Annotated in this window: 15 protein-coding genes, 1 tRNA gene and 1 pseudogene; 14 read left to right on the top strand and 3 right to left on the bottom strand. The window is 34.3% G+C overall.

Annotated features, from left to right (window positions below; genetic code table 11):
- The first annotated feature begins 114 nt into the window (after positions 1 to 114).
- The 6 genes from TY19_RS08100 (at position 115) to TY19_RS08075 (ending at position 5,376) form a co-directional block, all read left to right on the top strand.
- On the top strand, positions 115 to 435 hold the full coding sequence (locus TY19_RS08100) for a co-chaperone GroES (RefSeq protein ID WP_011175729.1): 321 nt from the start codon (positions 115 to 117) through the stop codon (positions 433 to 435).
- 30 nt (positions 436 to 465) lie between these two features.
- Complete coding sequence (gene groL, locus TY19_RS08095) at positions 466 to 2,088, top strand: chaperonin GroEL (protein ID WP_039359294.1); 1,623 nt, start codon at positions 466 to 468, stop codon at positions 2,086 to 2,088.
- A 171-nt stretch (positions 2,089 to 2,259) separates the two neighbouring features.
- Positions 2,260 to 2,331 (top strand) — tRNA-Asn (locus tag TY19_RS08090).
- Positions 2,332 to 2,642: 311 nt separating this feature from the next.
- Positions 2,643 to 2,828 (top strand): hypothetical protein, encoded by a 186-nt coding sequence (locus tag TY19_RS08085; RefSeq protein ID WP_042279282.1) that lies wholly within the window; start codon positions 2,643 to 2,645, stop codon positions 2,826 to 2,828.
- A 145-nt stretch (positions 2,829 to 2,973) separates the two neighbouring features.
- Positions 2,974 to 3,897, top strand: a complete 924-nt coding sequence (uvsE, locus tag TY19_RS08080; RefSeq protein WP_226988452.1) for a UV DNA damage repair endonuclease UvsE — start codon at positions 2,974 to 2,976, stop codon at positions 3,895 to 3,897.
- A gap of 402 nt (positions 3,898 to 4,299) precedes the next feature.
- Entirely contained in the window at positions 4,300 to 5,376 is a 1,077-nt protein-coding gene (locus TY19_RS08075; RefSeq protein WP_042279278.1) for a DNA topoisomerase IB, read from the top strand.
- A gap of 368 nt (positions 5,377 to 5,744) precedes the next feature.
- On the opposite strand, the gene TY19_RS08070 is transcribed toward TY19_RS08075, so the two are convergent.
- Entirely contained in the window at positions 5,745 to 6,965 is a 1,221-nt protein-coding gene (locus tag TY19_RS08070; protein WP_042279276.1) for a glycosyltransferase family 4 protein, read from the bottom strand.
- Positions 6,966 to 6,983: 18 nt separating this feature from the next.
- Positions 6,984 to 8,546 (bottom strand): FkbM family methyltransferase, encoded by a 1,563-nt coding sequence (locus TY19_RS08065; RefSeq protein ID WP_158383091.1) that lies wholly within the window; start codon positions 8,544 to 8,546, stop codon positions 6,984 to 6,986.
- 1,245 nt (positions 8,547 to 9,791) lie between these two features.
- Between TY19_RS08065 and TY19_RS08060 the strand changes: the two genes are divergently transcribed.
- Positions 9,792 to 10,214, top strand: a complete 423-nt coding sequence (locus TY19_RS08060) for a hypothetical protein (protein ID WP_042279273.1) — start codon at positions 9,792 to 9,794, stop codon at positions 10,212 to 10,214.
- A 200-nt stretch (positions 10,215 to 10,414) separates the two neighbouring features.
- Positions 10,415 to 10,834 carry a hypothetical protein gene (locus TY19_RS08055; protein WP_042279271.1) on the top strand — a complete coding sequence of 140 codons (420 nt, stop codon included), beginning with the start codon at positions 10,415 to 10,417 and terminating at the stop codon, positions 10,832 to 10,834.
- Positions 10,835 to 10,954: 120 nt separating this feature from the next.
- Here TY19_RS08055 and TY19_RS08050 read toward each other — a convergent pair whose 3' ends face one another.
- Positions 10,955 to 11,419, bottom strand: coding sequence for a TspO/MBR family protein (locus TY19_RS08050; RefSeq protein ID WP_011175738.1), 465 nt, complete (start codon positions 11,417 to 11,419; stop codon positions 10,955 to 10,957).
- A 371-nt stretch (positions 11,420 to 11,790) separates the two neighbouring features.
- Between TY19_RS08050 and cyoA the strand changes: the two genes are divergently transcribed.
- The 6 genes and pseudogenes from cyoA to TY19_RS08020 form a co-directional block, all read left to right on the top strand.
- Positions 11,791 to 12,606, top strand: a complete 816-nt coding sequence (gene cyoA, locus TY19_RS08045) for a ubiquinol oxidase subunit II (protein WP_042279503.1) — start codon at positions 11,791 to 11,793, stop codon at positions 12,604 to 12,606.
- A 7-nt stretch (positions 12,607 to 12,613) separates the two neighbouring features.
- Positions 12,614 to 14,575, top strand: a complete 1,962-nt coding sequence (gene cyoB, locus TY19_RS08040) for a cytochrome o ubiquinol oxidase subunit I (RefSeq protein WP_042279267.1) — start codon at positions 12,614 to 12,616, stop codon at positions 14,573 to 14,575.
- Positions 14,576 to 14,583: 8 nt separating this feature from the next.
- Positions 14,584 to 15,219 (top strand): cytochrome o ubiquinol oxidase subunit III, encoded by a 636-nt coding sequence (gene cyoC / locus TY19_RS08035; RefSeq protein WP_193354004.1) that lies wholly within the window; start codon positions 14,584 to 14,586, stop codon positions 15,217 to 15,219.
- Positions 15,220 to 15,582, top strand: coding sequence for a cytochrome o ubiquinol oxidase subunit IV (gene cyoD, locus TY19_RS08030; RefSeq protein WP_042279265.1), 363 nt, complete (start codon positions 15,220 to 15,222; stop codon positions 15,580 to 15,582).
- Positions 15,575 to 16,426: a heme o synthase gene (gene cyoE, locus TY19_RS08025; RefSeq protein ID WP_042279263.1), complete on the top strand. Its 852-nt coding sequence runs from the start codon at positions 15,575 to 15,577 to the stop codon at positions 16,424 to 16,426. Before cyoD ends, cyoE begins: the two co-directional genes overlap by 8 nt.
- Before the next feature lie 713 nt (positions 16,427 to 17,139).
- Positions 17,140 to 18,133, top strand: a pseudogene (locus TY19_RS08020) (hypothetical protein); the annotation flags it as partial.

The raw sequence follows: 18,133 nt of genomic DNA, 5'->3' as shown, positions 1-18,133 counted from the left end.
TAATTCACTTGCTAAAAAAAACTTAGCCGGCTATATTGACTACCTCAATCACCATTAGATAGTTAGTGCGGAATCTAACATTAACTTTTAACTTAATAAATATAGGAGATCCCTATGACACAAACTCAAACAGTCTCTCAAATCACGAAACTAAAACCTTTAGGAAATCGCGTTCTTGTTCGCCGCTTAGCCGCCGAAGAGAAGTTAAAAGGAGGAATCATTCTCCCCGATACTGCAAAAAAGAAACAAGAACAGGCAGAAGTCATAGCAATTGGAACAGGTAAAAAAGATAAAAACGGTACCTTAGTTCCCATGCCTGTCAAAATCGGTGATGTGATCCTTATGGAAAAATATTCGGGTCAAGAAATAACTCTAAATGATGAAGAGTTAGTGATTCTTCGTGCCGATGATATCATTGCCATTGTAGAAAAATAATTAATTATTCACATTCACAGGAGATTTCAAATGGCCGCTAAAATTATTAAATTTAAAGAAGATGCCAGACAAAAAATTTTAAAAGGTGTCCGTACTTTAGCTGACGCTGTTAAAGTTACCCTCGGTCCTAAAGGACGTAATGTCGTTATTGACAAATCTTATGGAACTCCCCATATCACAAAAGACGGAGTCACTGTTGCTAAAGAAATCGAACTGGAAGATAAGTTCGAAAATATGGGCGCACAAATGGTTAAAGAAGTTGCTAGTAAAACAGCTGATAAAGCTGGCGATGGAACTACGACTGCAACAGTGTTAGCCGAAGCAATCTACTCTGAAGGACTTAGAAATGTAGCAGCAGGTGCTAACCCCCTTGATCTAAAACGTGGAATGGAAAAAGCTGTTAAAGTTATTGTTCAAGAGCTCAAAAAAAGAAGCAAAACAGTTGATGATCGCAATGAAATCGCACAAGTAGCCACTATTTCTGCTAATAACGATGCTGAAATCGGAGAAATGATTGCTCAAGCGATTGAAAAAGTTGGCCGTGATGGAACAATCACTGTTGAAGAAGGCAAAGGATTTGAAACTGAACTTGATGTCGTCAAAGGAATGAAATTTGATCGAGGTTATTTATCCGCTTATTTCATGACAAATTCGGAATCTCAAGAATGTATCTTAGAAGATGCCTATGTCTTAATTTATGAGAAAAAAATCAGTGCGATTAAAGAAATTATTCCGCTTCTACAAGCCGTTGTGGAAACAGGCCGCCCTCTTCTTATTATCGCTGAAGATATTGAAGGTGAAGCTCTTGCAACGCTTGTTGTCAACCGCCTACGTGCAGGTTTAAAAGTTTGTGCTGTTAAAGCACCCGGCTTTGGTGATCGTCGTAAAGCCATGTTACAAGATATTGCCATTCTTACTGGTGGAGAACTCATCAGTGAAGAAATCGGTTTAAAATTGGAAACAACAACAATCGAACAGTTAGGTCGTGTTAAAAAAGCTGTTTTAACAAAAGATGAAACAACCCTTGTTGAAGGGGCTGGAACAAAAGCGGCTATTCTTGATCGCGCTTCACAAATCAAACGTCAAATTGAAGAAAGCACTTCAGACTATGATAAAGAGAAACTTCAAGAACGACTTGCTAAGCTCGTCGGTGGAGTTGCTGTGATTCATGTCGGAGCTGCTACAGAAATCGAAATGAAAGAAAAGAAAGACCGTGTAGATGATGCACAAAGAGCTACCGCTGCAGCCGTAGAAGAAGGGATTCTTCCTGGCGGTGGAACAGCCTTTATTCGTTGCATTCCAGCTGTTAATAGTTTAGCTGACAGTTTAGAAGGCGATGAAAAAACAGGTGCTAAAATCATGGCGCGCTCGTTAAGTGCTCCCCTTCGTCAAATTGCTGAAAATGCAGGACAAGAAGGTGCCATCATTTTGCAAGCTGTAGAAAAAATGAAAGAAAAAGAAGGATATAACGCATTAACAGGCGAATATGTAGACATGATCACAGCCGGTATCTTAGATCCTACTAAAGTTGTTCGCTGCGCGTTAGAGAACGCCGTTTCTGTTGCTGCTATGTTACTAACAACAGAGGCTATTGTTGCAGACATCCCAGAAGAGAAACCTGCTCCTGCGGCACCTGTCGGCATGGATTATTAATCCATTCTTGCTTTTCTTAAGAGTAAAGGGAAGAACATGTTGTTCTTCCCTTTTTTATTTTGATCGGATTTTAAAATCTCTCAAAATATCCTTAAATTTATTTTAAGAATAAAATTAAAAAGATGTTGTCTTTAAATGACGATTTTTCTAAGATAAGCACTTCTTAAATATTCCGGATTAGCTCAGCGGTAGAGCAGTGGACTGTTAATCCATTGGTCGCTAGTTCGAATCTAGCATCCGGAGTTTCATCAAATGTTGTGATGCTTGCATGAGTATCAAAAAAAACTCACGCAGCATCAATAACAGTTTTTCTTCCATTCAGTCCTCTAAAAAATATTCTTCTAAACCTCCTTATTCTATCCCTACATCCAGTTGAACAGAAAAACATTTGAACCCTTAGGCTATTAATCACAAAAGCTTTCCTTGTCAACGCGGTCGTTTCTAGAAGCTAGTTCGTAATATTTTTGTCGTATTTTTACCAGGAAGAATTCGCATGTTTTTGCAAAAAAGTTTTCAGATTCTTAAGAAATGGATAGCGAGGATTGAAAACTAAAATGAGATTTTTTTGCTTAATGACTCATATTAGTTATCACGCTGATCAAATAGTTCAAAAAGGAACTAAAAAGGAACTTTTCCTAAATTTATCTCATTTAAGAGAAAGAAGGCAGCAAACTAAGTATCTCCAAATCGATGAAAAATTCGAAAAACAACAATTGCTTCAACGATTAAAAATAGAATAGATTAGGATGATTGGGAATTAGCAAAATTTGATATTTAAATCTTTATTTCCGGGCAAAAGCAAACTAGATCTCTAGTCTAGCCAATTTTTTTATGATAGTATTGTACATGTATAAACGATAGATGATCACGACAAGGGAATATCCAATGCATAAAATTAGATGGGGACTGTGTTGTATTTTTAAAGAAGCTCCAATTAAGTTTCGCACGACAACTGTGGCGTATATTGCAAGATTAAATAATCGAGGCGAACCTTATTTAAATTTTTTAAGTACATTAATCTTAAGTAATTTAAATACGTTGATAGCTGCTATTGAATATTGTAAACAATTTAATATTGGGAGTTTTCGAATTCACAGTGAATTTCTTCCTTTATTTAAACATTTTCAATATGGTTATCACCTTGAGCAATTACCAGAAGCTGCGCTTATTTTCCAAAAATTTGAATACTGCAAAAAATTAGCTCAAACAAATGCTGTTCGGCTAACCTTTCATCCTGATCAATTTGTCGTTCTTAACTCCCCTCACGAGCATGTCGTCAAAAATTCTATTCAAGAACTAGAATACCATGGAGAAATAGCAGAATTATTAGGAGCAGATGTAATCAACATTCATGCAGGAGGAACATACGGAAATAAAGCAAAGGCTCTAACTAATTTTGCAGAGCGATTTGAACGTTTATCAAAACGCGTTCGCACACGTTTAACAATAGAAAATGATGATCGGTGTTTTACTCCCCAAGATCTGCTTTCCCTTTGTCAACAACTCAAAATCCCCCTAGTTTATGATGTTCATCACCATCGTTGTTTACCCGATGAATTGTCCATAGAACAAGCAAGCATTCAGGCTTATAAAACATGGGATCGAGAACCCCTTTTCCATATATCTTCTCCTTTAGAGGGCTGGAATGGACCAAAACGAGAAAGGCATCATGACTATATTGATATTCAAGATTTCCCTACCTGTTGGTTCGATTTTCCGGCAATGACAATTGAAATTGAGGCTAAAGCGAAGGAGCTAGCCATTTTCAAACTACAAACTGAGCTTGATCTTATATTTAAAAAAAATTAAACAGGGGTTCGATTGACTTATAATTTTTTTAGTTTATTTCTTAAAAAAATTATATAGCCATACATTAAAAATACTAGCTTTAAAAAATAAACTAGCCTTGCTTAAAATTAGACTCTTCTAAAAAAATTAAAAGTTTGAGCAACTATGTCAAAAACATGTTATGTTTGCTTCTATCTAAAAAGTTAAAATCCAAGCCAAATCAATATTTTTTTACTAAATCTGATGAAGATTTTAATTTCTAAATCGATTTCTCTTAATTTGGTAAAGTGATTACAAATTAATTTGCTTAACTTCTAGGCAAAAGATATCTTATCATTTTTATCTCCCTATTAAAGCAACTCAAATCCAAATTTTTTATAGGGCAGGATAAGCGATGGTTTAGCAACTAAAATTAGATTTACGATGAAGAAAATTAAAATAAAGCCCGAAGCTTGCACAGAAATTGATCCGAAAAAATTAGCTGAAGTCGCTAATTTAACTTACGTGAACAATTTCAAACATGGAATTACGCGAGAGCGTAAAGGCAAACAGTTTATATATAAAGATAGCAATGGCAAAATTATTATCGATTCTAATGAAATTAAACGTATTCAAGCTTTAGCTATTCCTCCTGCCTATACAGATGTTTGGATCTGTCCGAGTCTTAATGGTCATATCCAAGCTACCGGACGGGATGCGAAGGGTCGTAAACAATACCGTTACCATGCACTTTGGAAAGAAGTTAGCGATGAAACCAAATATGGCAAGATGATCGCTTTTGCTCAAGCACTCCCTACAATCAGAAAACGAATCAAACGAGATTTATCTTTAACTGAGATGTCAAAAGAAAAAATTTTGGCTGTAGTCGTTTATTTATTAGAAATGACGCTCATCCGTGTAGGAAATGAAGCATATGCAAAAGAAAATAATTCTTTTGGATTAACAACCCTACAAAATCGTCATGTTTCGATTGAAGGAACAAAAATGACTTTTAAATTTTTTGGTAAAAGTGGAAAGCAGCATACCATCACTCTATACGATAAACGTCTAGCAAAAATTGTCAAGCGTTGTAAAGATTTGCCGGGACAAGAGCTTTTTGAATACATGGATGAAAATGCCATGCCTGTATCCATCAGTTCTACAGATGTTAATGAATATTTACGTATGATCACAAACGATCATTTTACAGCTAAAGATTTCCGTACATGGGCAGGAACAGTGTTGACTGTCTTTGCTTTGCAAGAATTCGAACACTTTGACTCACATGCGCAAGCAAAGCGCAACATTGTCCAAGCCATAGAAAAAGTGGCTAAAAAGTTAGGCAATACCCCAGCCATTTGCCGCAAAAGTTATGTCCATCCAGAAGTCTTTAATGCTTACTTAGATCAAACTTTATTTAAGAGGACAAAGCGCCCAAGCAAAAAATCTGTAGATTTAGTCATGGAACTTAGTTTTGAAGAAACGTATGTTCTCAATTTTTTAAAAAAGCGAATGAAATGAGAAATTTCAAAGGAAATTCTAAATTATCGAGATTACATAACAAAATTTTTTGCTTGAAATTTACCTATGAGGAAAAAATTTTGTAAGCGCAAGAATTTGCCAAATATTGAACTCTAAGTTTCAAAAAATCCACACATCGTAAGATCATATCAATAATAGTGCTAGCTAAGTTGACGGCAAAGAAAAATTTGAACTTATAGGAGCATCTAAGAGATCTTCATCTCCATCCAAACTAGCGCCATGTCAAGGAGAATCCCAAATTTTTCCCCTTTATTCCGGCGAACACTTCCTTCCAAATGAGAGCACATGGCATTGAGACTAGTGGATAAAGTCAGTTCAATCTTTTTTTTAAAGCTTAAATACAGTTGCTAATTAGCGATTAATTTTAAACGATTTAAAGCTTGTTCAGCCGCTTTTTTCCAAGTCCAATGCTCTTTAACATACTGACTCGCAGCCGCACCTTTAGATTTTGCAATAGAGGGATGATTAGCAATCCAACGCATTTGCATTGACAAAGCCTCTATGTCTGGTTCCATTAACCAACCTTCCCCTGCAAGCGTGTAACCACTAAAATGTAAGCCTATCGATTTTTTAAAAGAAGGAATTAGCCACCCATAGGCATTTGTCACAAAATCATCTGTTGCTCCCCCTTTAGTCACAAGAACTGGCAAACCACAAGCCATCGCTTCTAAAACTGGGAGACCAAATCCCTCTCCTCTATAGGGGTGTACTAAACAATCACAGGCTTTATAAATACTTGCAATTTGATTCGCGGTTAAATTTTCATCAAGATAAATAATTTCGGGCGCATTAGGATTGTTTTGAAACTCTTTAAACATTTTTTCATATGTTTGTCCTGCATACGCCTCTTTAACTCCCACATCTTTGACAACCAAACAGACATCATCGAAGTTAGTAAAAGTTTTTAAATAACTTTTCAGAAGTAAATCAGGACCTTTTCGATAAATTGTGCCTCCTAAAAAAAGGAATTTAAATTTTTTATTTGTTTTGAGAGGAAAAGGTTCAATTTGAGGATTAAATGTCAGACAGTCAACCCCATTGGGTATCACAACAACTTTACTTTCTGGAACACCAGACTCTACAAATTCACGCTTAACAAAATGCGTGGGAACCCAAACTTCATCAACTTTTTTAATATTTTCAACCCATTCTAAAGGGATATACCCATACTCCCAAGGCTGCATTAAAACCCATTTTCCTTTTTTAGGTACTTGCCAATTAGGAGGCCAACTATGTCGCACTGTAATTTGAGCTTCTTGGGTAGATTCTATTTTTACAATGTGAGCCCAATTTTTCAATTCATCAATTACTCTGGGATCTGCTAAAGTTTGCAAGGAACTTAAATTTTTATTTGATACGCAAGTTAATTTAACTTCCGGTACCTGCATTAATTGTTTTGAAAAACTTTGATTGACAAGAGACAAACTTCCCAAGTCTAAAAAAGACCCTTCCCAAACAATAGATAACGGAGCTGGCTCCTGGTTAATAGCAGGTGTTGGATTTTGTGCTGATAAAATAGAAGTAAAGAAGAATAAACAATAATGGAAATATTTGAATGTTATTTTCATGAGTAATTAGATATCATTTTAATTTGGTTCTTCTAGCAATCCTAACTGTTCTAACGGGATAAATAAATAATCATTACCGGATAAATTTGAACTGGCATATCCAAAACTTTCAATGGTTTGAATTTTATTTTGTTTTTGCTCATTGTTAGAGATTTTGACGATCATGACAGGTTTATTTCTTTGGATTGTTTCCCATCCTCCGGCTAAAATTTCCATCACAAATCCTTCTACATTGATTTTAATCAATGAAATATTGTGTAAATGAAAATTATCTAGCTCGACAATTTGGACTTTATTTTTATTGTCTAAATAAAAAGGAGAAGAAACCATTTCATATCCTTCTTTAAGAATATGCATTGCTTTCCACTCCTTTTTTACCCCTAAAGCTTTGTGAAAAAGCTCTACTTGATGACAATTATTTAAATACATATTGATGGCGAGTTCACAAAATATTTTGGCTTGTGGTTCGAATGAATAAACCTTTCCTTTTTCTCCCACTAATTTTGAGAGAGCTAAGGTGTGTGTACCTATATGTGCACCCACATCGATCGCAATTGTGTCCGGTTTTACATATTTTTGAAACTGAGAATAAAAATGTTCTTCCCAATTAGCACCTTGCTTAATGGTATGACTTTTAATGCGATCATTGTTTTCGTCTAGTAAAAAAAGGTCTCGATTGTAAACACGATAAATTTGGTATTGATCCAGATTAAAATCTTTTGCAATTTCACTCAAATAAAAGTCATTTGCAAAATAAGGAGAAAGAATGGAATGAAAAATTGCAGGTGTAATTTCTTTTTCTGCATTCACTAATTTAAAGTTTTTCTGTTGATCTAATGTTGCATCATCGCTTAAATGCATGAGAAAGCCAAATTCCCTTTCATTGCAAATGAATTGACCCATATTTTTTTTTCGAGCATATGTAGAAAATGCTAAAAATTCATAATTTTTAAATCCTTCGGTAAAGCTCAGCTGACTTAAGAATGAAGCTTGAATCAAATAAACACCATGCACACAAGGGACTCGAAAAGTTCCAAGTTTTTGTCGATTTGCAATTGCTAGATAGTCTTCATGGTGTTTGTAATATCCCTCTTCCGTTACATCGCAAAAAAAATTACGGTAAGGATCATGAGGTTGTGGAAAAGGCCTTAAAAGCGGACTAATAATGGGCTTATCTTTTTCTATTAGATATTTTAACGTATGAGGAGCAATAAGCATATCGGAAGATAAAATCAAACAATAATTGCAGCTTTGCTGTTGACAATTAGCCAAATACCCATTTTTAATATTTGCAAGCACTTTATTTTTTTCAATAAAATGTTTTTTTTCATCTATGCTTGAAGTATGATCCACAAAAACAAGACTCTGATAAAATTTCCTATTTTTTTCCACCCACTGCATCACATTTTTTCTTACATGCTTATTTTGGTTACAACTATCTATTTGCAAATGCATTTTTGCTTTATCATAATACAATTTTTCGATCGTTTGTAGAAAAGAAGGAATCAATTGATCATGATTGTCGATAATAGCCCCTACCCAAACAAGGTTTTGATCTTCTTCAAAAATATCTTTTTGCATCCAAGCTCTAACAAGAAAAAATAAAAGTAAGATACTGAGACTTATAAAAAGTAAGCTAAAAAAGAGAGATCGAAGTTTCATAAAGCCTTATTTTTGGATGCTAAATTAATTGAGAAATTTGTGATGGCCGAAAAATTTTATGCAAAAAGAAAAAAATTTAGAGTTCACCTAAAATTCGATATGTTTTCTCATAATAAAATAATCTGTTAAGAAACATAAAATTTTATTGAAGATTTATTATCAATAAATTTTTAATAACCAAAAGATTTTATAATAAATATTATTAATCCAATTTATCATTCTATGACAAACACAGCCACTAATTAGATTAATCCAATACAAAAAAACACTCTCGTAAATCGAGTCCTATAAAAAAACTCAAAGCTTTAACAGACTTTGGGGTTATTTTTGGCAAAATACTTCATTTAAACATAATTTGTTGAAGTTATTATTATATACTTATACATAGGCGAATTCACCAATCCATTATTTTGAAACCTTGCAAGTAATGAGGATTGTTTAAAGTGGGCAGATGAACAGCAAAAAAATAACATGCCAATATTTATTAATAATTTGTTAGTAAGTTATTTAGGTAAAAAACCTATCTAAATAGTCACATCTTTGAATTAACCTTGATGAATGCAAAAATTCTCTTAAATCTCATCAAATTGATCAAAAATCACGCAGGATGTTTTAATATTTTGAAAAACACAATCTCCTCTTAACTCACCTTTTTTATAGTGCGCGTTTTACCATTAAATAGGAGCCGCACAATTTCACCCATCCTGTAAAATCCACAGATATGGATGCTAGGTTAATCACTGCTTCCCTGACACAAGAAGCAATAATCTCTTGTTTCAAAAATTTCGATATGATTTCTATTAGTTAATTTTTGGAAAGAAGGCTTTGCATTCACAGCTTCTTTAGGCTACCACTTCCCTCAAAAAGCCTATCTATAGTGGTTGCTACTAATTTCTTACTAAATTTATTTAGTCTAGCTAAAGTTAATCAAACAATTATCGTACTCCCCCCCTAACACCATACTTTAAAACGAAGGAGTTACTGTGCTTCCTTTTTCAACCTAACTTTTATTTGTTATATTCATTCTAATCTCTTGATTGCCAATAAATCTTAATTTATAGTACTTATTGACTACAAAAATCAAATTGTTAACATTAAATTTATAATTTATTAACATAGGTTTTTTATTATAAAAGGGTTCAACAAAAAAAAAGGAAAATTTTCATGAGTATTCAATCTATCTATCATTCAACATCAAACGCTATTTCTAATTATGCTAGCAACATACCAAAAAATACTGTTAAAGCGGCTGCTATTTCGGGAGCTTTCAGTTATGCTGTTAGTTTCTTAATCCTCAATAATGCAAAAGCATCCTCTGTATATGGTGTTATTGCAATCACTGCTACCTTGATTCATGGAGCGGTTAGTCCTCTATTTCAAAAACTTGAAAAAGATGGGCAGGAGCTAAGTTTTGTAGGAGAAGCTTTGAGAACTAGTATTTCCTATGCAGGAAGTTTTGCCCTCGCAGCTTCATTAGGTTACCGCTTCCCTCTAAAAAGTATATCTATAGTCGTTGCTGCTAATCTCTTCCCATATCTTCTTGGCACACCTTGCACAAGTAAATTGACACATCGTATGATCGCTTAAATTTTAAAATGAGGGGGATAATTACCCCCTCATTTTTCAAATTATCTTTCTTTTTTACCTTCTATTTACTTAAATTTTGTGACAAACTTCTTTGAATATTTGCTGATAATAAAAAATAAGTATTTAAGTTTAAATTTATCATCTATTAATGCAGTTCTCCTACCATAAGAGAGTTTAACACACAAAAAAGGAAAATTTTTATGAGTATGCAATCTATCTATCATTCAACGGCAAACACTATTTCTAATTATGCTAGCCACATACCAGAAAATACTGCTAAAGCGGCTTGTATTTCGGGAGCTTTCAATTTTGCAGTTGGTTTCTTAATCCTCAACAATGAAAAAGCATCCTCTTTACGTGGTGCTATGGCAATCACTGCTACCTTGATTCATGGAGCGATTAGTCCTCTATTTCAAAAATTTGGAAATAATCGGCAGGAGCTAAGTTTTGTAGGAGAAGCTTTGAGAACTAGCATTTCCTATGCAGGAAGTTTTGCCCTCGCAGCTTCTTTAGGTTACCGCTTCCCTCTAACAAGTATATCTCTAGTCATTGCTGCTAATCTCTTCCCAAAACTTTTTGCATCTAGCAGAACTGATTATGCACATTCCCTGTTTGTTTAATTTTTAAAATAAGAGGAGGAATAATTATCCCTTCTCTTTTTCGATTGATCTTTCCTTTATTTGTCCTATTCATCCTGCTTAATCGCCTTATTTCCCTGGAAGCTTCTTCTTTAACGCATATTAATTATAAAAAACAATAAATGCATTTAAGTACCAAGCGAAACTTATCCAAATCCAATAAGGCCATAAAAGTTGGCTAGCCAGCTTAGAGTGTTGATAAAACACGTTTATTGTGTTTAAAACCAATCCCCATAAAATCATCAAATTCAATAAAGCTATAAAAGGGAGTTGTAAATAGAAAAAAATCCACGACCAAAGAAAATTACAAATAAGTTGCACACCAAAAATAAAAAAAGCAGGCTTTTTATTTTTTGTAGGACTGATCCAAATCAAATATAATGCAATAGCCATAAATACATAAAGGAAGGTCCAAACAATAGGAAAGACAATATTAGGAGGAGTAAGAGATGATTTTATAAGCGTTGGATACCACTGATGAACACTAGAGGAAGTGATCCAGCCACATGCCCAACCTCCTCCGACGCAAATCAACAAACAAATCACTAATTTTAAAATATGACTCATCCTTCCATCCTCTTATTACTTCACGCATAAAACCCCTTTAAATAGTCTGTATACGTATTTTTCCATCAATTCATCTTCTTTTTGTAAGTTTTAATAGCCATAAAACCGCAGATATGATTATTTTGAAAATTTATACCATTCAAAAATAAATGTATAATAGTTAGAGATAAATCGATGCGTGATAGCAAATCTTAAACGCGTCGATTAAACCAGATAATTAATTCTTATTGGCAAATCATTTAGTTATTGAGTGGAAATTCTCCATAAATCTCGCTCTAATTAAAGGAATAAACTTAAAGATGAAAGCAGCTAGAAAATCTGTCTTCTACATGCTATTTTTTACCGGCTTAATCTTGTTTTTGATTTTGATTATGCAGGTTCTAGAGATTTTACATTTCAAAGAATTTATCGCCATTTTATTTCCAGAAGGGTGGATTGCTGTCAAAGAACGAAATCTTCTTCTGATAATTCAAGCCTTAATGCTTTTGGTGGTTGTTCCTGTCTACATTTTAACATTTGTTTTTTCATGGAAATATAGTGCAGATAACCCCAAGGGGAAATATGATCCAGATTTAGTTGATAACAAATTTGCAGAATTTATTTGGTGGGGCATTCCCTTAGTCTTAATAATATTTCTGAGCGTTTTAACATGGGTAAAAACAGCTGAACTCGATCCTTATAAGCCCATTATCTCAGATAAAAAAGAAATCACTATTCAAGTCATCGCTTTGCAATGGAAATGGCTTTTTATCTATCCTGAAGAAAAAATTGCTACTATCAATTTTCTACAAATCCCCCAAAACACCCCGATTCATTTTGAAATTACTGCCGATGCCCCCATGAACTCATTTTGGATCCCTGAACTTGGAGGACAAATTTACGCAATGCCGAGTATGCAGACCGAACTTTACTTAATTGCTAATCACACAGGAGATTATCGAGGATCTTCTGCAAATTTAAGTGGAGAAGGATTTTCAGGGATGAATTTCATTACAAGATCTTCAACAGAAGAAGAGTACCAACAATGGTTAACTTCTGCGAAACAATCGAACAATATTCTAAATCAAAACGAATATAATCTAATCGCAAAACCCAGTAAAAACAATCCAGTAGAAATTTATCGATTAGAAGAAAATTCTCTTTTTGAACTAACAATTGATAAATACATGTACCCTCAAAAGAAATAATTAAAATATGTTTGGTAAACTTACTTTAGAATCTTTTAAACATGAATCTAGTCAAAATTTTGCCGTGGTGATGATGCTTATCAGCGGTATCGCTTTGATTGGCCTGATTTTTTATCTTAAAAGATGGAAATGGCTTTGGAATGAATGGATCACGACAGTTGACCACAAACGCATCGGAATTATGTATATTATTGTTGTATTGATCATGTTTTTTAAAGGATTTACAGATGCTTTAATGATTAGATTGCAACAAGCCTTATCTGTCGGAGATTCTCAAGGGTTTATTTCTTCTACACATTTTCAAGAAGTTTTTTCTGCCCATGGAACAACAATGATCTTTTTTGTAGCCATGGGAGCAGTCTTCGGACTTTTAAATTTAATTATTCCTTTGCAAATCGGCGCTAGAGACGTTGCTTTCCCCTTCTTAAATGCGGTTAGCTTCTGGCTTTTTACAGCCGGGGCAATGCTAACACTCATTTCACTTGCCATTGGTCAATTTTCAATAGCCGGATGGTTAGCCTATCCTCCTCTTTCGGCTCTAGAATACAGTCCCGGCGAAGGAGTTGATTACTGGATTTGGATGTTACAAATTTCAGGAATCGGAAGCACACTTTCCGGGATTAATTTTCTCGTAACCATCCTAAAAATGCGCTGTCCTGGAATGACTTTAATGAAGATGCCTATCTTTGTTTGGAGTAGTTTGTGCTCGATGGTTTTAATTATCTTTGCCTTCCCAATTTTAACTGCAACTTTATTTATGTTTTCGCTAGATCGTTACCTAGACATGCACTTTTTTACGACTGGTGGTGGGGGAAACCCGATGATGTATGTGAACTTGATTTGGGCATGGGGGCATCCGGAGGTCTATATTCTGATTTTACCCATTTTTGGAGTTTTCTCTGAAATTGTTCCCACTTTTTCAGAAAAAAGGTTATTTGGGTATGTCTCCATGGTTTGGGCTCTCGTTTTAATTGCTTTTTTCTCTTTTGTCGTTTGGGTCCACCATTTCTTTACAATGGGAGCTAGCCCACATGTCAATGCCCTTTTCGGGATTTTGACGATGATTATCGCTATTCCAACAGGTGTTAAAATCTTTAATTGGCTCTTCACAAAATTTCGAGGGCGGGTTCATTTTACCTCTCCCATGCTTTGGTTCTTCGCTTTCTTGTTAAATTTTACAATTGCTGGAATGACAGGTATTTTACTAGCTTCCCCTCCCGTTGATTACCAAGTTCATAATAGTTTATTTTTAATTGCCCATTTTCATGGAATGGTAATTGGCGGTGTTCTATTTGGATTTTTTGCAGGATTTACTTATTGGTTTCCCAAGTTTACGGGTTTTATGTTGGATGAAAAACTAAATAGATATGCTTTTTGGTGTTGGCTAAGTGGATTTTTGCTAGCCTTTATGCCTCTTTATATGCTTGGTTTCATGGGAGCGACAAGACGATTAGATCACTATGATGTTTCGACAGGATGGCACCCTCTCTTCTTGATTGTTGCTTTTGGAGCTTTTATCATAGCATGTGGAGCATTTATTCAATTTTTTGGATTATTTTGGAGTATTAAAAATCGCAAAAAGAATTGGGATAGTACAGGTGGCGATCCATGGAATGGAAGAACTCTAGAATGGTCTATTCCTTCTCCTGTTCCCATTTATAATTTTGCCATTATCCCCACAGTCGATCAAATCGATCCTCTTTGGGCAATTAAAAGAGGTGTCGCACCCGAACAGAAAAAAAATTATGAAGATATCTATTTACCTAAAAACACCCCTATGGCTTTTTATATAGGAACTTTAAGTTTGATTTTCGGATTTGCAATGACATGGCATATTTGGTGGCTTGCTTTAGGAAGTTTTGTCGGAATTCTAGCTTGTCTGATTGTTCGATTATCTCACGATGATCCTCATGAAGTCATTACTGCTGCTGAAATCAAAAAAATAGAAGCTTCCTATTCAAAGAGGTAATAAAACCAATGAGTTCATCTTTAATAGTTCATCATCAAGATACCCTTGATCGGCAACCCGATATTCGTGCTCCAGATCCACATCAAGATACGTTTTCTAAAACGTATTTCGGATTTTGGATGTATTTAATGACAGATTGTTTACTTTTTGCCACTCTTTTTTGTACCTATGCAGTTTTACATAAAAGTACGTTTGGAGGCCCTTCTTCACACGAACTATTCCAACTGCCAACAGCATTTATAGAAACATTGATCTTACTATTGAGTAGTATGACATGTGGATTAAGCATGCTCGCTGCCGTTAAAGATCAAAAAAAATATGTGATCGGATGGTTGATTATTACATTCTGTTTAGGAAGTAGCTTTCTTTTCTTAGAAATTCAAGAGCTCTCTCTTCTGATTCGAGAAGGGAATGGCTTTGATAGAAGCGCCTTTTTGTCCTCTTTTTTTACTCTCGTAGGAACGCATGGGTTGCACATTACATTTGGATTATTATGGATGATCGTGATGATTGCTCAAGTCATTTATCAAGGTATTACGCTTTCCACCTTTCGCCGTCTAGCCCTGTTTAGCTTATTTTGGCATTTTCTTGATTTAATTTGGATTTCGATATTTACATTTGTTTATTTACTGGGAGTAGCTTAAATGTGTCATGAACTAAATTTAGATGATGTAAAGAAAGAATGGCATGGAACAATTAAATCTTATGTCATAGGCTTTACAGCCTCGTTAATCTTAACACTCCTTTCCTTTTCTTTTGTTTTTTTTAAAATTTTAAACGGACAAGATTTAGTTTATACCTTGATAGGTTTCGCCCTAACACAAACATTTGTTCAGCTAGTCTTCTTTTTGCATATTGGGCAAGAACCTAAACCCCGGTGGGAAAGCATTGCTTTAGGCTTTACAATATTAATTTTACTCATCGTCGTTATCGGATCACTTTGGATTATGCATGATTTGAATGAACGCATGATGGGGTATATGACACAAGAAATGACACATGATTAACTACTATTTATTATTGACTAAGCCAGGAATTATTTTTGGCAACCTCGTCACAGTGATGGCTGGTTTTTTATTAGCTTCAAAAGGGCAATTTCAATTCGGACTTTTTCTTTCAACAATCCTGGGTTTAGCTTTCATCATGGCTTCTGGATGTGTATTTAATAACTACATTGATCTTGAAAAAGATCGACTCATGAAGCGAACTCAGAACAGACCCCTTGTGATAGGAGTAATTTTTGAAAAGCAAGCTATTATATTTGGATTAGCCTTAGCAATCGTTGGAGCTATTATTTTATATTTCTATACCAATCTTTTAACGCTAGTTATCGCTGAATTGGGATTTATTATTTATGTTTTCTTTTATAGTATTTGGAAAAGTCGGACAGTTTACGGAACGGCGATAGGAAGCCTAGCAGGAGCTGTTCCACCTCTTGTTGGTTATTGTGCAGTCAGCAATCAATTAGATTTAGGGGCTTTTATTTTATTTGCCATGATGGTGTTTTGGCAAATGCCCCATTTTTTTTCTATTGCTATCTATCGTCTGCAAGACTATTCGGCAGCTAATATTCCTGTTTTACCCCTGAAAAAAGGAATTCAAATAACAAAAATTCGCATCCTTTTGTATATTATTATCTTCACATTGACATCCAGCTTATTAACATTTTTCCATTTTACCGGATCTCTTTATTTGATTCTGACAATCGGATTAGGTCTGACATGGCTACTCATGGGATTGAGGGGTTTAAAAACTTCTAATGATCAACAATGGGCACAACAGATGTTTCGTTTTTCTCTTGTTATCATCAGTGTTCTTTCTCTAACCATCCCATTCGATTTGGTAAACTAAAAGATGCAATTCACTTTAACTGGCTTTAAAGGGCTTTTCTTGCCACTCTATTTTAGAAAGCTGGCGAAGAGGAATAGACGAGAGATAATGTTCTGCCGAATGAAGAAATCCAGGCAAATACGTCCTTAAAATTTTTAGAGGGTCTATTTAAAAGACAGGAAGGACGCATCAAGCATCATCTTTAATAAGAATTACGGAATGACTCAAATGACATTTGTCATTTTTGAATTAAATCTTTAAAAATTACGCTTAACTTCAAACGGTATCAATTTCCCCGTAATTTGATTTTTCATCTGTAAAAAGTTGCCTTTATCACTTTATCTTGTAGGAAATTTTCTAAAACTGGACGCTTAACTTTTGCCCATTTTTATTAAGGCTATCTGTTCCTTATAAATTGACATTTTAAAAGCGAAAATTTGTATTAAATAAACATTTAAAATGATTCAGCTTCAGGGAATAGAATAACAAGCCCAATAGCAGAAAAATCTATGGCTAAATCGACCTTTTTTAAAGTTTAGATCCAATACATTTAAAGCTTCTGCCATTCACAAACAAAAAATACCCATTAAACAGTTTATAGTAGGATATAATTTTAATTTGCAGTAAAAAAGAATTATTTATTTCGATGGAAAACTTTATTCAAATAATCAAACTTTTTCGGAAATAGTTTTATAAGATAAACGACTATTATTTTTAATAGAAGGCCAACATCTATGTTAAGAATCATAAATGATGCTATGATTGAGTACAACACCGATTTATTCGATAGGATTCTTAAACATCTGGATTTAAAAAACATAATAGCTTTTTCGAGCATGCGTAAAAGCTCCATGAGTGCGATTGAGCAGGTATTCTCAGAAAAATGCAGCGCTACTCCAAAGCTTTATCCTACTTACAGAAAATTACTGCTAAGAAATAGGAGTGATGTAGACTCATCGCATGCACAAATACAAGTAACAAAGCTTAATAGTTTTCATATCCCCAAAAAATGGAAGCTCGCAGAGATCGCGCAAGAGCTATGGCTTGATTCTGAAGCCCCACTGTCAGAAGATATGATTGATAAAGTAAATGAAGTCGATACGCATTTACAATCTGAGGTGACAAAAAATGTTCGAGAATTAGCCTTCAAAGGCCTTGCAGATCTTTTCGTTCTCAGAGATCGCGATAGAGTTTCAAGACTTACAGAATTAGCTCTAAAAAAATATCCAAATTCCAAATTTCTCCAAAAAATTGTAAAAAAAGCAGATCGTTATTGGGAAACCCACTCTTTAATTATGCAAAGTCTAGAAGAGTTAGCTAAAAATTCAGATTATAAAGAGTACATTAATGAAATTGTTGATAGCTTAGTTAAAATTCAAAATGAAACTATCCATATAGAAGAACAAAACACAATTCAGGAAAGTCTTAAAGTCTTAGAAGAAGAAAATAAAAGGCTTCAGGAAGCCATTGAAGAAGAGGAATTAATATTAGCAACTAAAAAAAGAGACAAGCAGCGAAAAAGAAGCAATATTCAAACACCTTTTATTGCACACGACATGGCAAATTTACAGTTAGAAGAGTTTGAGGCTTCACCTATAAATTTATCTGATTTTATGATAGGAAAAACACCAATAATGATGAAGGAAATCGAAAACATGAGACAACACCCAGCAAATGAAGAAATTCAGATATTAAACCTACAAATTCACGAATTAGAAACACAGCTTC

Source organism: Candidatus Protochlamydia sp. R18, from assembly GCF_000648255.1.
Classification (GTDB): domain Bacteria; phylum Chlamydiota; class Chlamydiia; order Chlamydiales; family Parachlamydiaceae; genus Protochlamydia; species Protochlamydia amoebophila.
This window is presented reverse-complemented; position numbering and strand designations above follow the sequence as displayed.

Excerpts from the sequence above, each read along its gene's own strand:
- cyoC (WP_193354004.1), top strand. The coding sequence starts at position 14,584 with ATGAGTTCATCTTTAATAGTTCATCATCAAGATACCCTTGATCGGCAA.
- TY19_RS08070 (WP_042279276.1), bottom strand. The coding sequence starts at position 6,965 with ATGAAAATAACATTCAAATATTTCCATTATTGTTTATTCTTCTTTACT.
- TY19_RS08085 (WP_042279282.1), top strand. The coding sequence starts at position 2,643 with ATGAGATTTTTTTGCTTAATGACTCATATTAGTTATCACGCTGATCAA.
- groL (WP_039359294.1), top strand. The coding sequence starts at position 466 with ATGGCCGCTAAAATTATTAAATTTAAAGAAGATGCCAGACAAAAAATT.
- uvsE (WP_226988452.1), top strand. The coding sequence starts at position 2,974 with ATGCATAAAATTAGATGGGGACTGTGTTGTATTTTTAAAGAAGCTCCA.
- TY19_RS08100 (WP_011175729.1), top strand. The coding sequence starts at position 115 with ATGACACAAACTCAAACAGTCTCTCAAATCACGAAACTAAAACCTTTA.
- TY19_RS08055 (WP_042279271.1), top strand. The coding sequence starts at position 10,415 with ATGAGTATGCAATCTATCTATCATTCAACGGCAAACACTATTTCTAAT.
- cyoA (WP_042279503.1), top strand. The coding sequence starts at position 11,791 with ATGCAGGTTCTAGAGATTTTACATTTCAAAGAATTTATCGCCATTTTA.
- TY19_RS08050 (WP_011175738.1), bottom strand. The coding sequence starts at position 11,419 with ATGAGTCATATTTTAAAATTAGTGATTTGTTTGTTGATTTGCGTCGGA.
- cyoB (WP_042279267.1), top strand. The coding sequence starts at position 12,614 with ATGTTTGGTAAACTTACTTTAGAATCTTTTAAACATGAATCTAGTCAA.
- TY19_RS08065 (WP_158383091.1), bottom strand. The coding sequence starts at position 8,546 with ATGCAAAAAGATATTTTTGAAGAAGATCAAAACCTTGTTTGGGTAGGG.
- cyoE (WP_042279263.1), top strand. The coding sequence starts at position 15,575 with ATGATTAACTACTATTTATTATTGACTAAGCCAGGAATTATTTTTGGC.
- TY19_RS08075 (WP_042279278.1), top strand. The coding sequence starts at position 4,300 with ATGAAGAAAATTAAAATAAAGCCCGAAGCTTGCACAGAAATTGATCCG.
- TY19_RS08060 (WP_042279273.1), top strand. The coding sequence starts at position 9,792 with ATGAGTATTCAATCTATCTATCATTCAACATCAAACGCTATTTCTAAT.
- cyoD (WP_042279265.1), top strand. The coding sequence starts at position 15,220 with ATGTGTCATGAACTAAATTTAGATGATGTAAAGAAAGAATGGCATGGA.